The sequence below is a fragment of the Klebsiella sp. PK01 genome, from assembly GCF_057624675.1.
Genome location: NZ_JBYEZM010000004.1, coordinates 463,000 through 481,201, shown reverse-complemented (window position 1 = coordinate 481,201; position 18,202 = coordinate 463,000). Strand labels below are relative to the sequence as shown.

Genomic DNA, 18,202 nt, shown 5'->3' with positions numbered 1-18,202 from the left:
GCTTAACCGTCTGCTTTACTTCGTGGTGTTATTACTGCGAATCTCCTGCCAGATTTTATCGCAGCGCGCTTTGACCGCCTGGTCATTACCGGTGCGCGTCGCCTGAATACAGGCCTGATAATCCAGCACTCTGACGCTTTCCTGCGTCGCAAACTGCTGATGCGGTTTCTCTTGTTTCAATACGTTCAGTACGCTCTGACAGGCTTCGATCTTGTCCGGATTACCTTCCGCCGTGTTGATACAGGCGCTATAGGCATCTTTCAATTTGGAATCTTCTTTCGGCGCTGGCGACTGCGCGCAGGCGACCAGACCCGATGCCATGATGGCGATGAGCAGCAGTTTTTTCATAGTTATTCTCCCGGAGGGGCGGCAGGCTCACGCCCGCCGCGCAGGCATCAGAAAATGGTGAACGGCGCGATAACCATAAACTTCACGTCACGCTCATCCTGGAAGATGTTGCCGTAACCGCCGCTCCAGCTTGGGATGTCGGAGTGGTTGTCGTATTGCGTGAAGTGCAGTTTGAACATCGTTCCTTTCGCGCGGCCTTCCTGCAGGGTGTAGATGGCATCCAGGCTGTAGGCGGATTCTTTGAGACGATAGTTAGGATCGTAGTAAGCATCCGGGGATGCCATTCTGCCAGGCTTCGCATCCCAGGCGTAAACATAGGACGCGCCAAACGCCCAGCCCGGCATATCCCAGTTCTTCATGTCGTACATCGCGCCGAAGAACACCGCTTTCTCGCCGTTGGCGTTAAAGTCAGAGCGGTTATCCCACCAGATATCGAGACGACCGTTAGAGGAGGCATAGGTTGGCGTCATACGCTGCAGGAAGTAGCCCTGCTGGCCATCGGCTTTCACCCAGGTCCCTTCCAGACGCAGATCCAGCACATCGGCCGCTTTATAACCGAAAGTGATCGCCTGCAGCCACGCGGTGCCGTCGTAGATATCGTTGACGCCGCCGTTGCTGACTTTATCGCGGGTACCGTAGAACTGATAGCTGGTGCTCAACGGTGAACCCGCGATATCAAATTTGTAGCTGGCTTTAGCAAAGTACTGATCGATATAGCCCTGGGCCTGACCAAATGCGGCTTCCAGCACCAGATCGTTTTTAAAATCGTACTTCGCGCCAAGAGAGTGCAGATAGTCAACTTTGGTTTTCTTATCGTTCTGGTAAAAATCATCCATCTCGATATGCCACGGCGCTTTATATTCGTTCGTCCACATATAGGAGAAACTCAGCGCGCCGTTATCGCCGTAGTCGAAGTTCGCCCCGGCTTCAGCCCCCTGATAGGTACCCGGCATAAAGCTCCAGTGCGGCGCCAGCAGCGTTTGTCCGGTCGGCTGAATGTAGCCCGCGCGCGCCCACGCCGGGCCGAATTTAAATTTAGCCGCCGCTTTATACAGGCTTATCCCGCTCTTATCGCCGGTATAATCTTCGCTGTAGGCACGGTTGCTGGAGGAGAAAGCAATTTCGTTCGGGTGGCCGCTGTCGCCGTTTTCCGCCATTTCAATCGCGGTGAAGGCAGCAATATCCAGACCAAACATGTCGGCCGCGTAGCCGGACTGGAAATCCAGGTTGGCGTTCCAGGTAGAATGAGAAAGGTTAGTTTCGTATTTGTCGGTTTCTACGTTTTTACGGTCGCGCTCACGCTGCCAGTAATAGATACCGCCGGTTAAGGTAGAATCATCGATAAAACCTGCTGCGCTGGCTTGTGGGGCCACAACCCAACCCGACATCGCGGTGACGGCGGCAATAGCCAGCGCCAGCGTACTACGTTTGCCACTAAACGTACGCATGTGCATATCCTCTTTGACGTTTTAAAATTGCGATTGCCAAAGGCAGCTCGCTAAAAAAATAAAAAAATTTGAAAAGCGGTGCGGTTAAAAGGCCGCGAAACCACTATGGATAGACTATTTTTCGTGACGCGAATTATCAATCTCTTTCGCAGAGCAAAGCTTAAGATTATGACAAAGCGCACATAATTTATGTCGTTTTGTTACAGACTTACTTCTCAGTATTTTTAACGATAAGTCATGGTTATATCGGAAAAAAACTGATAATTGATGAAAGCTGAAACGGTTAAATGTAAATATGCAGGCAGGAAGAGATGGGTAATTATTACTGCGTTTTAATAAGATTAATTCGCATCGAAAAAATATCAGTTTTTAATCCACTGATTCTGCAATAAAAAAACGCCGCAGGGCGCGGCGTTTCATGAATACGGCGAGCATTACTCGCCGATTTTAGCCCAGGTGTCACGCAGGCCAACGGTGCGGTTGAAGACCAGATGGCTCTCGGTGGCATAGCGGCTGTCGAGGCAGAAGTAACCTTCGCGCTCGAACTGGTATGCTTTACCCGCCTGCGCTTTCGACAGGCTCGGTTCCGCAAAACCTTGCTTAATGACCAGCGATTCCGGGTTCATTACCGCCAGGAAGTCATCCGCCGCGCCCGGGTTCGGTACGCTGAACAGACGATCGTAAAGGCGGATTTCAACCGGCAGCGCGTGCGCCGCGCTCACCCAGTGGATAACGCCTTTAACCTTGCGGCCATCGGCCGGGTCTTTGCTCAGGGTATCGGCATCGTAAGTACAGAAGATGGTAGTGATATTACCTTCTGCATCTTTCTCAACGCGCTCAGCTTTGATCACGTAGGCGTTGCGCAGACGCACTTCTTTACCCAGCACCAGACGCTTGTACTGTTTGTTGGCTTCTTCACGGAAGTCCGCGCGATCGATCCAGATCTCAGCGCTGAACGGAACCTCGCGGCTGCCCATTTCCGGCTTGTTCGGATGGTTCGGCATCGCCACCATTTCACTTGCGCCCTGCGGATAGTTTTCGATAACCAGTTTAACCGGATCGATCACCGCCATCGCGCGCGGGGCGTTTTCGTTCAGATCTTCACGAATGCACGACTCCAGCGACGCCATCTCAATGGTGTTGTCCTGCTTGGTCACGCCGATACGTTTGCAGAACTCGCGGATGGATTCAGCGGTATAACCACGACGGCGCAGACCGGAAATAGTCGGCATACGCGGGTCATCCCAGCCTTCAACGTGCTTCTCGGTCACCAGCTGATTCAGCTTACGCTTGGACATCACGGTGTATTCGAGATTCAGGCGCGAGAATTCATACTGACGCGGATGCACCGGAATACTGATGTTGTCGAGCACCCAGTCGTACAGACGACGGTTGTCCTGGAACTCCAGGGTACACAGCGAGTGGGTGATACCTTCCAGCGCATCGCTAATGCAGTGGGTGAAGTCGTACATCGGGTAGATGCACCACTTGTTGCCGGTCTGATGGTGTTCCGCAAATTTAATGCGATACAGCACCGGGTCACGCATCACGATGAACGGCGACGCCATGTCGATCTTGGCGCGCAGGCAGGCTTTGCCCTCTTCGAAGCCGCCGGTGCGCATTTTTTCGAACAGCGCGAGGTTCTCTTCCACGCTACGATCGCGGTATGGGCTGTTTTTACCCGGCTCTTTCAGAGTACCGCGGTATTCGCGGATCTCGTCGGCGGACAGCTCGTCAACGTAAGCCAAACCTTTGTTGATCAGTTCAACCGCATACTGATGCAGCTGATCGAAGTAATCAGAGGAGTAGCAGACATCGCCGGACCAGTGGAAACCTAACCACTGCACGTCGTTTTTAATCGACTCTACGTATTCGATATCTTCTTTAACCGGGTTGGTGTCATCGAAACGCAGATTACATTGACCCTGATAATCCTGGGCGATGCCGAAGTTCAGGCAAATGGATTTTGCATGGCCAATGTGCAGATAGCCGTTCGGTTCCGGCGGGAAGCGGGTATGAACGGTGGTGTGCTTACCGGTAGCCAGATCTTCATCGATGATCTGACGGATAAAGTTAGTCGGGCGGGCTTCTGCCTCACTCATCACGGGTTCCTCAAAGCGTAAACAACGTATAACGGCACATGATCTTACAAGCAGGACGCAGAGACAACTATTAGTTACGCAAAATACGTATCTGTTGTTGGATATGGGGGTATTTGCTGCAAAAAAAAAGCGGCGCAGGTTTCGCTGCGCCGCTGAGGCAAAACTCTACTCAGGAGCCTTACTTGCCTTTAATCTCGAACAACGGCGTTTGGCCGGCGACAACGTTACCCGTTGCCTGAATCACCAGCGCGCTGTAATCATCGCTGTTGCTGCAGACGACCGGACTAATCATCGAGCGAGCGTTGGCGTTGAGGAACGCCAGATCCATTTCCAGAATCGGCTCGCCGGCTTTCACCTGTGCGCCCTCTTCAACCAGACGTTTAAAGCCTTTGCCTTCCAGCGCGACGGTATCGATGCCCATATGGACGACGATTTCCGCGCCGTTATCGGTTTCCAGGCAGAACGCGTGGTTGGTGTTGAAGATTTTCACCACCGTACCGGCCGCCGGCGCGACAACGATGTTATCGGTCGGTTTCACCGCGACACCGTCACCGACGGCTTTGCTGGCGAAGGCTTCATCCGGTACCAGCTCAAGCGCAACCACTTCGCCGGTAATCGGGGAAACCAGCGCTTCGACGGTTTTAGCGTTGGCAACCGCCTGCGGTTTGGCCACAGGCGCGGCGGCTGGCGCGCTGTCAGTCGAGGCAGCCGCTGCGGCAACCGGGCCACGCGCCACCACTTTCTTCATCGCGTCGCCCACGGATTCCGCTTTCGCGCCAACGATGACCTGGATGGTCTGTTTGTTCAGTTTCACCACGCCGGAGGCGCCGAGACGTTTACAGGCGGCATCGTTGACTTTCGCCGAGTCGCCGACGGTCAGACGCAGACGGGTGATACAGGCATCAATAGCTTTCAGGTTATCGGTACCGCCTACGGCTGCGATGTAGTTGGTCGCCAGCTGAGTCAGACCTTCTTCGGTGTTGCTGTTAGCTTCTTCAGTCACGACGTCGTCGGTTTTATCTTCACGACCCGGCGTTTTCAGGTTGAACATGCGGATAACCGCGCTGAACAACAGGAAGTAAACGAAGAAGAACACCACGCCCATCACCAACAGCATCCAGACGTTTTTGCTGGCTGCCGGCAGGCTGTACATCAACACGTAGTCGATAGCGCCCGCGGAGAAGGAGAAGCCCGCATGGATACCCAGCGCCGTTGCGATGAACAGGCTGATACCGGTCAGGATTGCGTGCAGGAGGTACAGCAATGGCGCCAGGAACATAAACAGGAATTCCAGCGGCTCGGTCACACCGGTCAGGAACGCGGTGATGGCGACGGACAGCAGCATACCGCCGACCATCGGACGACGCTCTTTCGGCGCAGCCAGATACATCGCCAGCGCCGCGCCCGGCAGACCGAACATCATGATCGGGAAGAAGCCGGACATGAACATCCCCGCGGTGCCGTCACCGGCGTAGAAGCGGTTGATGTCGCCGTGGAAGACCGCGCCCGCGGCGTTGGTGAACTCGCCAATCTGGAACCAGGCAATGGTGTTCAGCACCTGATGCAGACCGGTTGGGATCAGCAGACGGTTGATGAAACCGAAGATACCGGAGCCCAGCGCGCCCGCAGAGACGATCCATTCGCCGCCCGCATGAATAGCGTGCTGCACCGGCGGCCAGACATAGCCGAAGATAGCGGCCAGCACCAGACAGAAGAAGCCGGTAGCGATCGGTACGAAGCGTTTGCCGCCGAAGAAGCTCAGGAAGTCTGGCAGTTTAATGCCGGCCCAGCGGTTATAAACAGCACCCGCGACCAGACCGGTAATGATACCCGCCAGTACGCCCATGTTAATTTCCGGGTTAATGGTGACCATCGCTTTGGTCATCACGAAATAACCTACCGCGCCGGCCAGCGCCGCAGAACCCGCGTTATCCTTGGACCAGCTTGATGCCACGCCGATGGCGAAGATCAACGCTAAGTTGTCAAAGATTGCCCCACCCGCTTGCGCGATGAAGGGTACGTTCAGCAGATCTGGTTGCCCGAATCGCAGCAGCAATGCCGCGACCGGCAGCACTGCGATAGGGAGCTGTAAAGCCCTACCCAGCCGCTGAAAGAAACCTAAAATATTCATCTTATTCCCCCTATGAGACCCCGATGAGGCTCATTTCAAAGCCACTTTTTTATTGTGTAACAAGGTCGGATTTATCACTTACCGGCAAAGTGTGTGAAAAATTAATTCGTATCGCAAATTAAACGGGTATTTTTTGTGACTATAATCACCAAATATCGTATTCACCCCTCCCTTTGACTGGCTAACATCGAAAACTTATTTTATCATTCAAAAAATCAACACGGATTGACCCCGGTCGGCGCAGTTGCTGCAATACTCTTCATAGTATGCTGGCGCCAATCCGCCAGGTTCTAATTTAACTATAGAGGTGAAGAATGAGACTGATCCCCCTGGTAACAGCTGAACAAGTAGGTAAATGGGCTGCCCGTCATATCGTTAACCGCATTAACGCGTTCAAACCGACCGCGGACCGTCCGTTCGTACTGGGTCTGCCTACCGGTGGTACGCCTCTTACCGCTTACAAAGCGCTGGTTGAAATGCATAAAGCAGGCCAGGTTAGCTTCAAGCACGTTGTTACCTTCAACATGGATGAGTATGTTGGCCTGCCGAAAGAGCATCCGGAAAGCTATCATAGCTTCATGCACCGCAATTTCTTTGACCATGTTGATATTCCAGCTGAAAATATCAACCTGCTGAATGGTAATGCGCCGGATATCGATGCAGAATGCCGTCGTTATGAAGAAAAAATTCGCTCCTACGGTAAAATCCACCTGTTCATGGGCGGCGTAGGTAACGATGGTCATATCGCGTTTAACGAACCGGCCTCTTCTCTGGCATCCCGTACCCGTATTAAAACCCTGACCCATGACACCCGCGTGGCCAACTCTCGTTTCTTCGATGGCGACGTGGATCTGGTGCCGAAATATGCGCTGACCGTGGGCGTGGGTACCCTGCTGGATGCGGAAGAAGTGATGATTCTGGTGCTGGGCCATCAGAAAGCGCTGGCGCTGCAGGCGGCGGTAGAAGGTAACGTCAACCACATGTGGACCATCACCTGTCTGCAGCTGCATCCGAAAGCGGTTGTAGTCTGCGACGAGCCGTCCACGATGGAACTGAAAGTGAAGACCCTGAAATATTTCAACGAATTAGAAGCTGAAAATATTAAAGGTCTGTAATGTAGTCCGTCCCGCGCCCTGGCGTGGGACCATCTTTTTCTTTGTATGCAACGCCAGAACAGTGCGAGTTGAGCTGGTGGGGCGTATATACCGGGGGTCGTAATGTATGCATTAACCCAGGGCCGGGTTTACACCGGTCATGAAATTCTCGATGACCATGCGGTTGTTATCGCCAATGGCCGTATCGAACGTCTCTGTCCGCTGGCTGATTTGCCGTCTGAAATTGAGCAACGCTCGGTCAACGGCGCGATTATTGCCCCCGGTTTCATCGACGTCCAGCTGAACGGCTGCGGCGGCGTGCAGTTCAACGATAGTCCGGATGCGGTCACCGTCGAAACGCTGGAAATTATGCAGAAAGCGAACGAACGTTCCGGCTGCACCAACTTCCTGCCGACGCTGATTACCTCCAGCGATGAGCTGATGAAACAAGGCATCCGCGTGATGCGTGAATACCTGCAAAAACACCCCAACCAGGCGCTGGGTCTGCATCTGGAAGGACCGTGGCTGAATATCGTCAAGAAAGGCACCCATAACCCGGACTACGTGCGTAAACCGGACGCCGCGCTGGTTGATTTCCTGTGCGACAACGCCGACGTTATTACCAAAGTGACGCTGGCCCCTGAGCGCGTCGAGCCGGAAGTGATCCGTAAACTGGTCGCCGCCGGCATCGTGGTTTCGGCAGGCCACTCTAACGCGACGCTGAAAGAAGCGAAAATCGGTTTCCGCGCCGGTATCACTTTTGCGACGCACCTTTATAATGCCATGCCGTATATTACCGGCCGTGAACCGGGCCTGGCCGGCGCCATTTTCGACGAGCCGGATGTCTACTGCGGTATCATCGTTGACGGCATGCACGTCGACTACGCCAACGTGCGTAACGCGAAACGGCTGAAAGGCGATAAACTATGCCTGGTGACCGACGCCACCGCGCCGGCAGGGGCTAATATTGACCAGTTCATTTTTGCTGGTAAAACAATATACTACCGTAATGGTCTGTGCGTGGATGAAAACGGCACTCTCAGCGGTTCTTCGCTGACCATGATTGAAGGGGTACGTAACCTCGTTGAACATTGCGGCGTGGCGTTGGATGAAGTGTTGCGTATGGCGACGCTCTACCCGGCGCGCGCGATTGGCGTGGACAAGCAGCTCGGTAGCATTGCGCCGGGTATGGTCGCTAACCTGACCGCTTTCAGCCGCGATTATAAAATCATCAAGACCATCGTTAATGGTAACGAGGTCGTCACTGAGTAAGTAAAAGTATGACAGCAGGCGGACAAGCTCAAATTGGTAACGTCGATCTGGTAAAACAGCTGAACAGCGCGGCCGTCTATCGGCTGATTGACCAACATGGTCCCATCTCGCGCATTCAGATAGCGGAACAAAGTCAGCTTGCCCCTGCCAGCGTAACCAAAATTACGCGTCAGCTTATTGAGCGCGGCCTGATCAAAGAAGTCGATCAGCAGGCCTCCACCGGGGGGCGCCGCGCCATCTCTATCATCGCGGAAACCCGCAATTTCAACGCTATCGGCGTGCGGCTAGGCCGCTATGACGCCACCCTGACCCTTTATGATTTAAGCAGTAAAACGCTGGAAGAAGAGCACTTCCCGCTGCCGGAGCGTACCCAGGAAACGCTCGAGCACGCGCTGCTGAATATCATCGCCACCTTTATTGAAAATTGTCAGCGCAAAATCCGCGAGCTTATCGCCATTTCGGTCATTCTGCCGGGGCTGGTCGACCCTGAAAGCGGCGTTATCCGCTATATGCCGCATATTCAGGTGGAGAACTGGGGGCTGGTCGAAGCGCTGGAAAAACGCTTTAACGTCACCTGTTTTGTCGGCCACGATATCCGCAGCCTGGCGCTGGCCGAGCACTATTTTGGCGCAAGCCAGGATTGCGAAGACTCTATTCTGGTGCGCGTACACCGCGGTACCGGCGCGGGCATTATTTCCAACGGGCGTATTTTTATCGGCCGTAACGGCAACGTTGGCGAAATTGGCCATATCCAGGTCGACCCGTTAGGCGAGCGCTGTCACTGCGGCAACTTCGGCTGTCTGGAAACCGTCGCCGCGAACGCCGCTATTGAGCACCGTGTCCGCCATCTGCTTGAGCAGGGCTATCAAAGCCGTATCACGCTTGATGACTGCAATATCAAAACTATCTGCAAAGCGGCAAATAAAGGCGATGCGCTGGCCTGCGAAGTGGTCGAATACGTTGGCCGTCATCTGGGCAAAACCATCGCCATCGCTATCAACCTGTTTAACCCGCAAAAAGTGGTGATTGCCGGTGAAATCGTCGAGGCGGAAAAGGTGCTGCTACCGGCCATTGAAAGCTGTATCAACGGCCAGGCGTTGAAAGCGTTTCGCCACAATCTGCCGGTGGTACGCTCGACGCTCGATCACCGCTCAGCCATCGGCGCCTTTGCGCTGGTCAAGCGCGCGATGCTCAACGGCATCCTGTTACAGCATTTGCTGGAAAGTTAATCCAGCTTTATAGTTTCGCCTTTCGTTAATGATGTTGGACTGTTCATGACCATTCAAAACGTAATTTGTGATATCGACGGCGTGCTGATGCACGATAACGTGGCTGTTCCCGGCGCCGCTGAATTTATCAAGCGCATCCTGGATAAAGGTATGCCGCTGGTGATGCTGACCAACTATCCTTCGCAAACCGGGCAGGACCTGGCCAACCGCTTCGCCACCGCCGGTATCGAAGTGCCGGATACCGCGTTCTACACTTCCGCCATGGCCACCGCCGATTTCCTGCGTCGCCAGGAAGGTAAGAAGGCCTACGTGGTTGGCGAAGGCGCGCTCATCCACGAACTGTATAAGGCCGGCTTCACCATCACCGACGTTAATCCTGATTTCGTCATCGTTGGCGAGACCCGCTCCTTTAACTGGGAAATGATGCATAAAGCGGCTTTCTTTGTCGCCAACGGCGCGCGCTTTATCGCTACCAACCCGGATACTCACGGCCGCGGCTACTACCCTGCTTGCGGCGCGCTCTGTGCGGGGATTGAAAAAATCTCCGGCCGGAAACCGTTTTATGTCGGTAAGCCAAGCCCGTGGATTATCCGTTCCGCGCTCAACAAAATGCAGGCCCACTCCGAGCAAACGGTGATCGTCGGCGATAACCTGCGTACCGATATCCTCGCCGGTTTCCAGGCGGGCCTTGAGACCATTCTGGTGCTCTCCGGAGTCTCCACGCTGGACGATATCGATAGCATGCCGTTCCGCCCGTCGTGGATTTATCCGTCGGTCGCTGAAATCGACGTTTTTTGAGCCGAAACCACGTCCCAGGACGTGGTTTTTTATTTATAGCGCTGCTAAAAATAGATTCATCTAATGAAAATGGCTTATTGCTAAACATTCATCAATAAAGCTGCGCTAAACATACGCATTTTTCAACATTCAACAATCAGTATTGCACTTTTTACTTTTCCGCCGGTAAATCTCTTGCGCCCCACTCTCCTTTACGGCATTTTCTTTAACACGCACTAAGACCTTGCAAGAGACGAGGTCTGCACAACATCACCACATGACAGGGTAACGGAGAAGGCTATGTGTTCTATTTTTGGCGTACTGGATATTAAAACTGACGCAGGCGAACTGCGTAAAAAGGCACTGGAACTTTCCCGCCTGATGCGCCACCGCGGACCGGACTGGTCCGGCGTTTATGCCAGCGATAAAGCGATTCTCGCCCACGAACGTCTGTCGATAGTCGACGTCAACGCCGGGGCCCAGCCGCTCTATAACCAACAAAAAACCCATGCCCTGGCGGTCAACGGTGAAATCTACAACCACCAGGCGCTGCGCGCCGAATATGGCGACCGCTACCAGTTCCAGACCGGTTCCGACTGTGAAGTGATCCTCGCGCTGTACCAGGAAAAAGGGCCGGAGTTCCTCGATGAACTGCAGGGAATGTTTGCCTTCGCGCTGTATGACAGCGAGAAAGACGCTTACCTGATTGGCCGCGACCATATCGGTATTATCCCGCTGTACATGGGCCACGATGAGCACGGCAACTTCTACGTCGCCTCCGAAATGAAAGCGCTGGTGCCGGTTTGCCGCACGATTAAAGAGTTCCCTGCAGGTAGCTACCTGTGGAGCCAGGATGGTGAAATTCGCCAGTACTATCAGCGCGACTGGTTCGACTACGACGCGGTAAAAGACAACGTCACGGATAAAAACGAACTGCGTCAGGCGCTGGAAGAGTCGGTGAAAAGCCACCTGATGTCGGATGTCCCTTACGGCGTGCTGCTTTCCGGCGGCCTGGACTCTTCGGTGATTTCGGCCATTACCAAAAAATACGCCGCACGCCGCGTTGAAGATCAGGAGCGCAGCGAAGCCTGGTGGCCGCAGCTGCACTCATTCGCGGTCGGCCTCGAAGGCTCCCCTGACCTGAAAGCGGCGCAGGAAGTAGCAAACCACCTCGGCACCGTGCATCACGAAATTCACTTTACGGTGCAGGAAGGGCTGGATGCGATCCGCGATGTTATCTATCACATCGAAACGTATGACGTGACCACCATTCGCGCCTCGACGCCGATGTACCTGATGTCGCGTAAAATTAAAGCCATGGGCATTAAAATGGTGCTCTCCGGCGAAGGCTCCGATGAAGTATTCGGCGGGTATCTCTACTTCCACAAAGCGCCGAATGCCAAAGAACTGCATGAAGAAACGGTGCGTAAACTGCAGGCGCTGCACATGTTTGACTGCGCCCGCGCCAACAAAGCGATGTCCGCCTGGGGGGTAGAGGCCCGCGTACCGTTCCTCGATAAGAAATTCCTCGATGTGGCGATGCGCATCAACCCGCAGGATAAAATGTGCGGCAACGGCAAAATGGAAAAACATATTTTGCGCGAATGCTTTGAGTCCTATCTGCCGGCCAGTGTCGCCTGGCGCCAGAAAGAGCAGTTCTCCGACGGCGTAGGCTATAGCTGGATTGATACGCTGAAAGAAGTGGCGGCAAAACAGATTAGCGACCAGCAACTGGAGACGGCAAGCTTCCGCTTCCCGTACAACACGCCGACCTCTAAAGAAGGCTATCTGTACCGCGAAATCTTCGAAGAGCTGTTCCCGCTGCCAAGCGCGGCGGAATGCGTCCCCGGCGGCCCGTCCGTCGCCTGCTCTTCGGCGAAAGCCATCGAGTGGGATGAAGCGTTCAAAACCATGAACGATCCATCAGGACGCGCGGTCGGCGTCCACCAGTCGGCTTATAAGTAAGCAATCAACACGCAGAGCGGACCCTACGGGGTCCGTCAGGCTGCTGACAAAGAAGGAAAAAGCGTGGTTTTTCCTTCTTTGTGGCTATCAGTCGAAAATCAATGAATTGATTTTCCTTGTTATTTGCCTGTCGCTATCTGCAAATCTAACGATTGCATGAGGTTTGTCATCAATCTCACGGACCTTACGGGGTCCATTTTTTTATGCCGAATTTGGCAAATAAAAACGATAAATAATCAATTCTTGCCGATTATTGCAGCATGCTGTTCGCAACCTAACCAAACAGTCACATTACGACGATTTTCCTTGAAAAAGTGGTTGACGCTCGCAGGCCCAATACGCATAATGCGCCCCGCAACGCCGATAAGGTAACGCGAAAAAAAGATGGCTACGTAGCTCAGCTGGTTAGAGCACATCACTCATAATGATGGGGTCACAGGTTCGAATCCCGTCGTAGCCACCATCTTTTTTGCGGGAGTGGCGAAATTGGTAGACGCACCAGATTTAGGTTCTGGCGCCGCAAGGTGTGCGAGTTCAAGTCTCGCCTCCCGCACCATTCACTAAAAAGCGTTGCACGGATGGGGTATCGCCAAGCGGTAAGGCACCGGTTTTTGATACCGGCATTCCCTGGTTCGAATCCAGGTACCCCAGCCATATTTCTTCGATATTTGCGGTTAGCCGCGACGGTATTGGGGTATCGCCAAGCGGTAAGGCACCGGTTTTTGATACCGGCATTCCCTGGTTCGAATCCAGGTACCCCAGCCATCGAAGAAACAGCATGACAATTTGGCTACGTAGCTCAGCTGGTTAGAGCACATCACTCATAATGATGGGGTCACAGGTTCGAATCCCGTCGTAGCCACCATATTCAGGACTATCGGTTAACATCGGTAAATCCGTAAAAATTTGTTGGGGTATCGCCAAGCGGTAAGGCATCGGATTCTGATTCCGGCATTCCGAGGTTCGAATCCTCGTACCCCAGCCAAATTCAAAAGACGTTCCTCTGTGAACGCAACCTGTTGAGGTATCGCCAGGCTGTAAGGCCACCGGGCTGAGTCCGGCACACGAAACACCAGCAGACAATTGGGGTATCGCCAAGCGGTAAGGCACCGGATTCTGATTCCGGCATTCCGAGGTTCGAATCCTCGTACCCCAGCCACTTATTAACAAAAAAGCTCACTTCGGTGAGCTTTTTTGCTTTCTGCTGATGGCTATTTCCCCGCCGGGGACTGCAAAACCTGCCCGCAGTCCCATGGGAATAGACTTACTACAATCCTAATGCATACTTCAATGCCTGGCGTTTCAATACTCCGGCACGTTCGGCTGCCATCAGGCCAATATTACGCAGCACGCGCACCGGCGCTAAATCGTTGCTAAAGCCCGCATAGAACAGATCCATGCCGGATTGCATAATAAAGTTATCCGCCCGGCGCCGCGCCTGATAGCGCTTCAGCACCGGCAGGCTGGACCAGGCTTCACCGCGACCGCGGGCTTCCGCCAAAATATCCAGCAGCGCGTCAACGTCGCGATAGCCAAGGTTGACCCCCTGCCCCGCCAACGGATGAATGGTATGCGCCGCATCCCCAACCAACGCCAGTCCCGGTTGCACGTACTGCAACGCATGACGGCGGGTTAACGGGAAGGCGCCGGCGCTCATTGGCGTCACGCTGCCCAGACGTTTTGGGAAATGCGCGGTGATTTCCTGCTGCAGTTGGGCCATCGACATCGCCTGCAGCTGGCGGATGCGCGCCGGGGTGTCGTACCACACCAGCGACGCCCAGTTATCAAATAGCGGCAGGAACGCGCGCGGCCCGCTGGGGGTAAACTGTTGCCAGGTACTATCGCCGGGATCGTCGGCGCACTGCACGCTAATTAGCATACAGGATTGCTGATATTGCCACGCCTGCACGCCAATGCCGGCCAGCTCGCGCACCTGCGAATTCGCGCCGTCGGCGCCGATCGCCAGTTGCGCCGCGCAAACGCTCTCATCACTCAGGCGCAGCGAAACGCCCTGCGGCTCACGATTAAGCTCGCTTAACGTCACGCCAACCCGCAAGGTCACCTGCGGATGGGCTTCGAGCGCCTGCCACAGCGCCAGCTGTAGCACGTTATTTTCCACCATATAGCCAAGCTCAGGCAGCTTCAGTTCGGCGGCATTAAAGTCAACGTGCGCGCTTTCCCACTCCCAGGTTTCAAGTCGCCGATAAGCATGCGCGCGCATACCACGCACCGCCTCCCAGACGCCGAGGCTTTTGAGCAGGCCGACCGACGACGCGCTGATCGCCGAAATACGCACATCCGGCGCCGCAGCGCCATCAAAGGCCGGAGGCGCGTGTTTTTCTATCACCGCTACCGAAAACCCGTGTTGCGCCAGCCCCAGCGCCAGCGCGCCGCCGACCATTCCGCCGCCGACGATGGCGATATCTGTTGCATGAATTGTCATGGCAATTATCCTTAAAGCTGATTTCCTTAAGTTTACCGGATTTTTTGCGCCTTGCGGGGATCGTGGTCGCACTGGTCAGGTGGCAACCAAAGCATTACAATGCGTACCCTGCAAACGAATTCTAATTCTTAACTTATACCCGTCTTTATAATTGAGCATGAGCAAGTCGATGACAAAAAAACTCCATATTAAAACCTGGGGCTGTCAGATGAACGAATACGATTCATCCAAGATGGCCGATCTGCTGGATGCCACCCATGGGTATCAACTCACAGAAGTGGCCGAAGAAGCGGACGTGCTGCTGCTCAACACCTGCTCAATTCGCGAGAAGGCGCAGGAAAAAGTGTTCCATCAGCTTGGCCGCTGGAAACTGCTAAAAGAGAAAAAACCCGGCGTCATTATCGGCGTCGGCGGCTGTGTCGCCTCCCAGGAAGGCAAGCTGATTCGCCAGCGCGCCCATTACGTTGACATTATTTTTGGCCCGCAGACGCTGCACCGCCTGCCGGAGATGATCGACGCGGTGCGCAACAACCATAAACCGGTTATCGACGTGAGCTTCCCGGAAATCGAAAAATTCGACCGTCTGCCGGAACCGCGCGCCGAGGGGCCGACCGCCTTCGTTTCCATCATGGAAGGCTGCAACAAATATTGTACTTACTGCGTGGTGCCCTATACCCGCGGTGAAGAAGTGAGCCGTCCGTGCGACGATATTCTGTTTGAAATCGCCCAACTGGCGGCGCAAGGGGTGCGTGAAGTGAACCTGCTGGGGCAGAACGTTAACGCCTGGCGCGGTGAAAACTACGACGGCACGACCGGCAACTTTGCCGATCTGCTGCGTCTGGTCGCCGCCATCGACGGTATCGATCGTATTCGCTTCACCACCAGCCACCCGATTGAGTTTACTGACGATATCATCGAGGTCTATCGCGATACCCCTGAACTGGTGAGCTTCCTGCATTTACCGGTACAGGCCGGTTCCGATCGCGTACTGAACCTGATGGGCCGTACCCACACCGTGCTGGAATATAAAGCGATTATCCGCAAGCTGCGCGAAGCGCGCCCGGATATCCAGATTAGCTCCGATTTTATCGTCGGCTTCCCTGGCGAAACGACGGAAGACTTCGAAAAAACCATGAAGCTGATTGCCGAGGTTAACTTTGACGTCAGCTACAGCTTTATCTTCTCTGCCCGCCCGGGCACCCCGGCGGCGGATATGGTCGACGATGTCTCTGAAGCCGATAAAAAACAGCGTCTGTACATTCTGCAGGAGCGTATTAATCAGCAGGCGATGGCATGGAGCCGCCGCATGCTCGGCACCACCCAGCGTATTCTGGTAGAAGGCACGTCGCGTAAGAGCCTGATGGAGCTCTCCGGGCGCACCGAGAACAACCGCGTGGTGAACTTCGAAGGCACGCCGGATATGGTCGGTAAATTCGTCGACGTGGAAATCGTCGATGTCTACACTAACTCATTACGCGGCAAAATCGTCCGCACCGAAGACGAGATGGGGCTGCGCGTCGTGGAGTCGCCGGAGTCGGTCATTGCGCGTACGCGTAAAGAAAACGATCTGGGCGTCGGCATCTATCAGCCGTAATCCCCGCAGGCCTGTCGGTTCCGACAGGCCTTGCATTTCCCCTCCTCGCCCCTATATCTACAGCAATGCTTGCGCCATATTCCCGTGACGTGAATAATTTCCTTATTGGCCGGATGACGAACGCCCTCCGGCAACACGCGTAATAAGAGGAACAGTTTGAACATAGAAACCCGTGAAATTACCCTGGAGCCAGCGGACAATACCCGCCTGTTAGCGCTGTGCGGCCCGTTTGACGACAACATCAAACAGCTGGAGCGCCGGTTGGGGATTGAGATCAACCGCCGCGACAATCATTTTAAACTGACCGGCCGCGCGATCTGCGTGCACGCCGCGGCCGATATTCTGACAAGCCTGTATGTCGATACCGCGCCAATGCGCGGCCAGATTCAGGATATTGAACCGGAACAAATCCATCTGGCTATTAAAGAAGCCCGGGTGCTCGAACAGAGCGCCGAGAGCGTGCCGGAATACGGTAAGGCCATCAATATCAAAACCAAACGCGGGGTCATCAAACCGCGTACGCCAAACCAGGCGCAGTACATCGCCAACATCCTCGACCACGACATTACCTTTGGCGTCGGGCCGGCGGGTACCGGTAAAACCTACCTCGCGGTTGCCGCGGCGGTCGATGCTCTGGAACGCCAGGAGATTCGGCGTATTCTGCTGACTCGTCCTGCGGTCGAAGCGGGCGAGAAGCTTGGCTTCCTGCCGGGCGACTTAAGCCAGAAGGTTGACCCCTATTTGCGCCCGCTGTATGACGCGCTGTTCGAGATGCTCGGCTTTGAGAAAGTCGAGAAGCTGATTGAGCGCAACGTGATTGAAGTCGCGCCGCTGGCCTATATGCGCGGGCGTACGCTGAATGACGCCTTTATCATTCTCGACGAAAGCCAGAACACCACCATCGAACAGATGAAGATGTTCCTGACCCGTATCGGCTTTAACTCGAAAGCGGTTATCACCGGCGACGTTACCCAGATTGACCTGCCGCGTAATACCAAATCAGGCCTGCGTCACGCCGTTGAAGTGCTGGCGGAAGTCGATGAAATCAGCTTCAACTTCTTCCACAGCGAAGATGTGGTTCGCCATCCGGTGGTCGCCCGCATCGTCAATGCCTATGAGGCATGGGAAGAAGCCGAACAAAAACGTAAAGCAGAACTGGCCGCCGAGCGCAAACGCGAAGCCCAGGAACAGGAGCAAAAATGAGTCAGGTGATTCTCGATTTACAGCTGGCCTGCGAAGACACCAGCGGTCTACCGGACGAAGCCCTCTTTCAACGCTGGGTGGATGCCGTCATCCCGCAATTCCAGGAAGAGTCAGAGTTAACGATTCGCCTGGTGGATGTCGCCGAAAGCCACGAGCTGAACCTGACCTATCGCGGCAAGGATAAGCCGACTAACGTCCTCTCCTTCCCTTTCGAAGCCCCGCCGGGCATTGAGATGCCGCTGCTCGGCGATCTGATCATCTGCCGCCAGGTGGTTGAACAGGAAGCCAAAGAGCAGGAAAAACCGCTGGAGGCCCACTGGGCGCACATGGTCGTGCACGGTAGCCTGCACCTGCTGGGCTACGATCATATCGAAGACGACGAAGCGGAAGAAATGGAAGGCCTCGAAACAGAGATAATGCTTGCTCTGGGCTATGAGGATCCGTACATTGCCGAGAAGATTGCTGAATAGTAACTTGCCGGATGACGGCGCGAGCGCCTTATCCGGCCTACATTCATGCGTATCGAAGGCCTGACAGGCGTAGCGCCATCAGGCTAAACATGCCGTACGACGCTGAGTTTACGCGCGACGAGCGAC

Annotated in this window: 13 protein-coding genes and 7 tRNA genes; 15 read left to right on the top strand and 5 right to left on the bottom strand. The window is 54.6% G+C overall.

The window, feature by feature from the left end; genetic code table 11:
* Positions 1–15 precede the first annotated feature (15 nt).
* From AC22LX_RS15490 to nagE, 4 genes are all read right to left on the bottom strand, one after another.
* A complete protein-coding gene (locus AC22LX_RS15490) occupies positions 16–348 on the bottom strand; it encodes a ChiQ/YbfN family lipoprotein (RefSeq protein ID WP_045392989.1) in 333 nt (110 codons plus the stop codon).
* A 47-nt stretch (positions 349–395) separates the two neighbouring features.
* Entirely contained in the window at positions 396–1,796 is a 1,401-nt protein-coding gene (gene chiP, locus AC22LX_RS15485; protein ID WP_045392987.1) for a chitoporin ChiP, read from the bottom strand.
* Between the two features lie 434 nt (positions 1,797–2,230).
* Positions 2,231–3,898, bottom strand: a complete 1,668-nt coding sequence (gene glnS / locus AC22LX_RS15480) for a glutamine--tRNA ligase (protein WP_045381516.1) — start codon at positions 3,896–3,898, stop codon at positions 2,231–2,233.
* Positions 3,899–4,076: 178 nt separating this feature from the next.
* The gene (nagE, locus tag AC22LX_RS15475; protein ID WP_047050118.1) at positions 4,077–6,029 is read right to left on the bottom strand and encodes a PTS N-acetyl glucosamine transporter subunit IIABC; all 1,953 of its coding nucleotides are present in this window, start codon (positions 6,027–6,029) and stop codon (positions 4,077–4,079) included.
* 314 nt (positions 6,030–6,343) lie between these two features.
* Here nagE and nagB point away from each other — a divergent pair, with 314 nt between their 5' ends.
* The 12 genes from nagB to AC22LX_RS15415 all read left to right on the top strand — a co-directional run bounded on the left by nagB (position 6,344) and on the right by AC22LX_RS15415 (position 13,525).
* Entirely contained in the window at positions 6,344–7,144 is an 801-nt protein-coding gene (gene nagB, locus AC22LX_RS15470) for a glucosamine-6-phosphate deaminase (protein WP_015367707.1), read from the top strand.
* A gap of 102 nt (positions 7,145–7,246) precedes the next feature.
* Positions 7,247–8,395, top strand: coding sequence for an N-acetylglucosamine-6-phosphate deacetylase (gene nagA, locus AC22LX_RS15465; RefSeq protein ID WP_032712872.1), 1,149 nt, complete (start codon positions 7,247–7,249; stop codon positions 8,393–8,395).
* An 8-nt stretch (positions 8,396–8,403) separates the two neighbouring features.
* Positions 8,404–9,624, top strand: a complete 1,221-nt coding sequence (gene nagC, locus AC22LX_RS15460) for a DNA-binding transcriptional regulator NagC (RefSeq protein ID WP_015367709.1) — start codon at positions 8,404–8,406, stop codon at positions 9,622–9,624.
* Between the two features lie 45 nt (positions 9,625–9,669).
* Complete coding sequence (locus AC22LX_RS15455; protein ID WP_045392984.1) at positions 9,670–10,422, top strand: HAD-IIA family hydrolase; 753 nt, start codon at positions 9,670–9,672, stop codon at positions 10,420–10,422.
* Between the two features lie 279 nt (positions 10,423–10,701).
* The gene (gene asnB, locus AC22LX_RS15450; RefSeq protein WP_015367711.1) at positions 10,702–12,366 is read left to right on the top strand and encodes an asparagine synthase B; all 1,665 of its coding nucleotides are present in this window, start codon (positions 10,702–10,704) and stop codon (positions 12,364–12,366) included.
* Positions 12,367–12,752: 386 nt separating this feature from the next.
* Positions 12,753–12,829, top strand: a tRNA-Met gene (locus AC22LX_RS15445).
* An 8-nt stretch (positions 12,830–12,837) separates the two neighbouring features.
* Positions 12,838–12,922: transfer RNA gene (locus AC22LX_RS15440), tRNA-Leu, on the top strand.
* A 23-nt stretch (positions 12,923–12,945) separates the two neighbouring features.
* Positions 12,946–13,020, top strand: a tRNA-Gln gene (locus tag AC22LX_RS15435).
* A gap of 36 nt (positions 13,021–13,056) precedes the next feature.
* Positions 13,057–13,131 (top strand) — tRNA-Gln (locus AC22LX_RS15430).
* A gap of 23 nt (positions 13,132–13,154) precedes the next feature.
* Positions 13,155–13,231, top strand: a tRNA-Met gene (locus AC22LX_RS15425).
* A gap of 45 nt (positions 13,232–13,276) precedes the next feature.
* Positions 13,277–13,351: transfer RNA gene (locus tag AC22LX_RS15420), tRNA-Gln, on the top strand.
* Positions 13,352–13,450: 99 nt separating this feature from the next.
* Positions 13,451–13,525 (top strand) — tRNA-Gln (locus AC22LX_RS15415).
* Between the two features lie 108 nt (positions 13,526–13,633).
* Here the strand turns inward: AC22LX_RS15415 and ubiF are convergent.
* On the bottom strand, positions 13,634–14,809 hold the full coding sequence (gene ubiF, locus AC22LX_RS15410) for a 3-demethoxyubiquinol 3-hydroxylase (RefSeq protein WP_045392980.1): 1,176 nt from the start codon (positions 14,807–14,809) through the stop codon (positions 13,634–13,636).
* Between the two features lie 169 nt (positions 14,810–14,978).
* On the opposite strand from ubiF, the gene miaB reads away from it, so the two are divergent.
* The 3 genes from miaB to ybeY all read left to right on the top strand — a co-directional run bounded on the left by miaB (position 14,979) and on the right by ybeY (position 18,076).
* Positions 14,979–16,403, top strand: a complete 1,425-nt coding sequence (gene miaB, locus AC22LX_RS15405; RefSeq protein WP_045381508.1) for a tRNA (N6-isopentenyl adenosine(37)-C2)-methylthiotransferase MiaB — start codon at positions 14,979–14,981, stop codon at positions 16,401–16,403.
* A 156-nt stretch (positions 16,404–16,559) separates the two neighbouring features.
* Entirely contained in the window at positions 16,560–17,606 is a 1,047-nt protein-coding gene (locus AC22LX_RS15400) for a PhoH family protein (protein ID WP_045392978.1), read from the top strand.
* Positions 17,603–18,076: an rRNA maturation RNase YbeY gene (gene ybeY, locus AC22LX_RS15395; RefSeq protein ID WP_042893289.1), complete on the top strand. Its 474-nt coding sequence runs from the start codon at positions 17,603–17,605 to the stop codon at positions 18,074–18,076. Before AC22LX_RS15400 ends, ybeY begins: the two co-directional genes overlap by 4 nt.
* The last annotated feature ends 126 nt before the right edge of the window (positions 18,077–18,202 follow it).

Bases quoted from the DNA above. Each gene is read 5' to 3' on its own strand.
- miaB (WP_045381508.1), top strand. From the start codon at position 14,979: ATGACAAAAAAACTCCATATTAAAACCTGGGGCTGTCAGATGAACGAA.
- nagB (WP_015367707.1), top strand. From the start codon at position 6,344: ATGAGACTGATCCCCCTGGTAACAGCTGAACAAGTAGGTAAATGGGCT.
- nagC (WP_015367709.1), top strand. From the start codon at position 8,404: ATGACAGCAGGCGGACAAGCTCAAATTGGTAACGTCGATCTGGTAAAA.
- AC22LX_RS15490 (WP_045392989.1), bottom strand. From the start codon at position 348: ATGAAAAAACTGCTGCTCATCGCCATCATGGCATCGGGTCTGGTCGCC.
- nagE (WP_047050118.1), bottom strand. From the start codon at position 6,029: ATGAATATTTTAGGTTTCTTTCAGCGGCTGGGTAGGGCTTTACAGCTC.
- glnS (WP_045381516.1), bottom strand. From the start codon at position 3,898: ATGAGTGAGGCAGAAGCCCGCCCGACTAACTTTATCCGTCAGATCATC.
- asnB (WP_015367711.1), top strand. From the start codon at position 10,702: ATGTGTTCTATTTTTGGCGTACTGGATATTAAAACTGACGCAGGCGAA.
- ybeY (WP_042893289.1), top strand. From the start codon at position 17,603: ATGAGTCAGGTGATTCTCGATTTACAGCTGGCCTGCGAAGACACCAGC.
- chiP (WP_045392987.1), bottom strand. From the start codon at position 1,796: ATGCGTACGTTTAGTGGCAAACGTAGTACGCTGGCGCTGGCTATTGCC.
- ubiF (WP_045392980.1), bottom strand. From the start codon at position 14,809: ATGACAATTCATGCAACAGATATCGCCATCGTCGGCGGCGGAATGGTC.
- AC22LX_RS15455 (WP_045392984.1), top strand. From the start codon at position 9,670: ATGACCATTCAAAACGTAATTTGTGATATCGACGGCGTGCTGATGCAC.
- nagA (WP_032712872.1), top strand. From the start codon at position 7,247: ATGTATGCATTAACCCAGGGCCGGGTTTACACCGGTCATGAAATTCTC.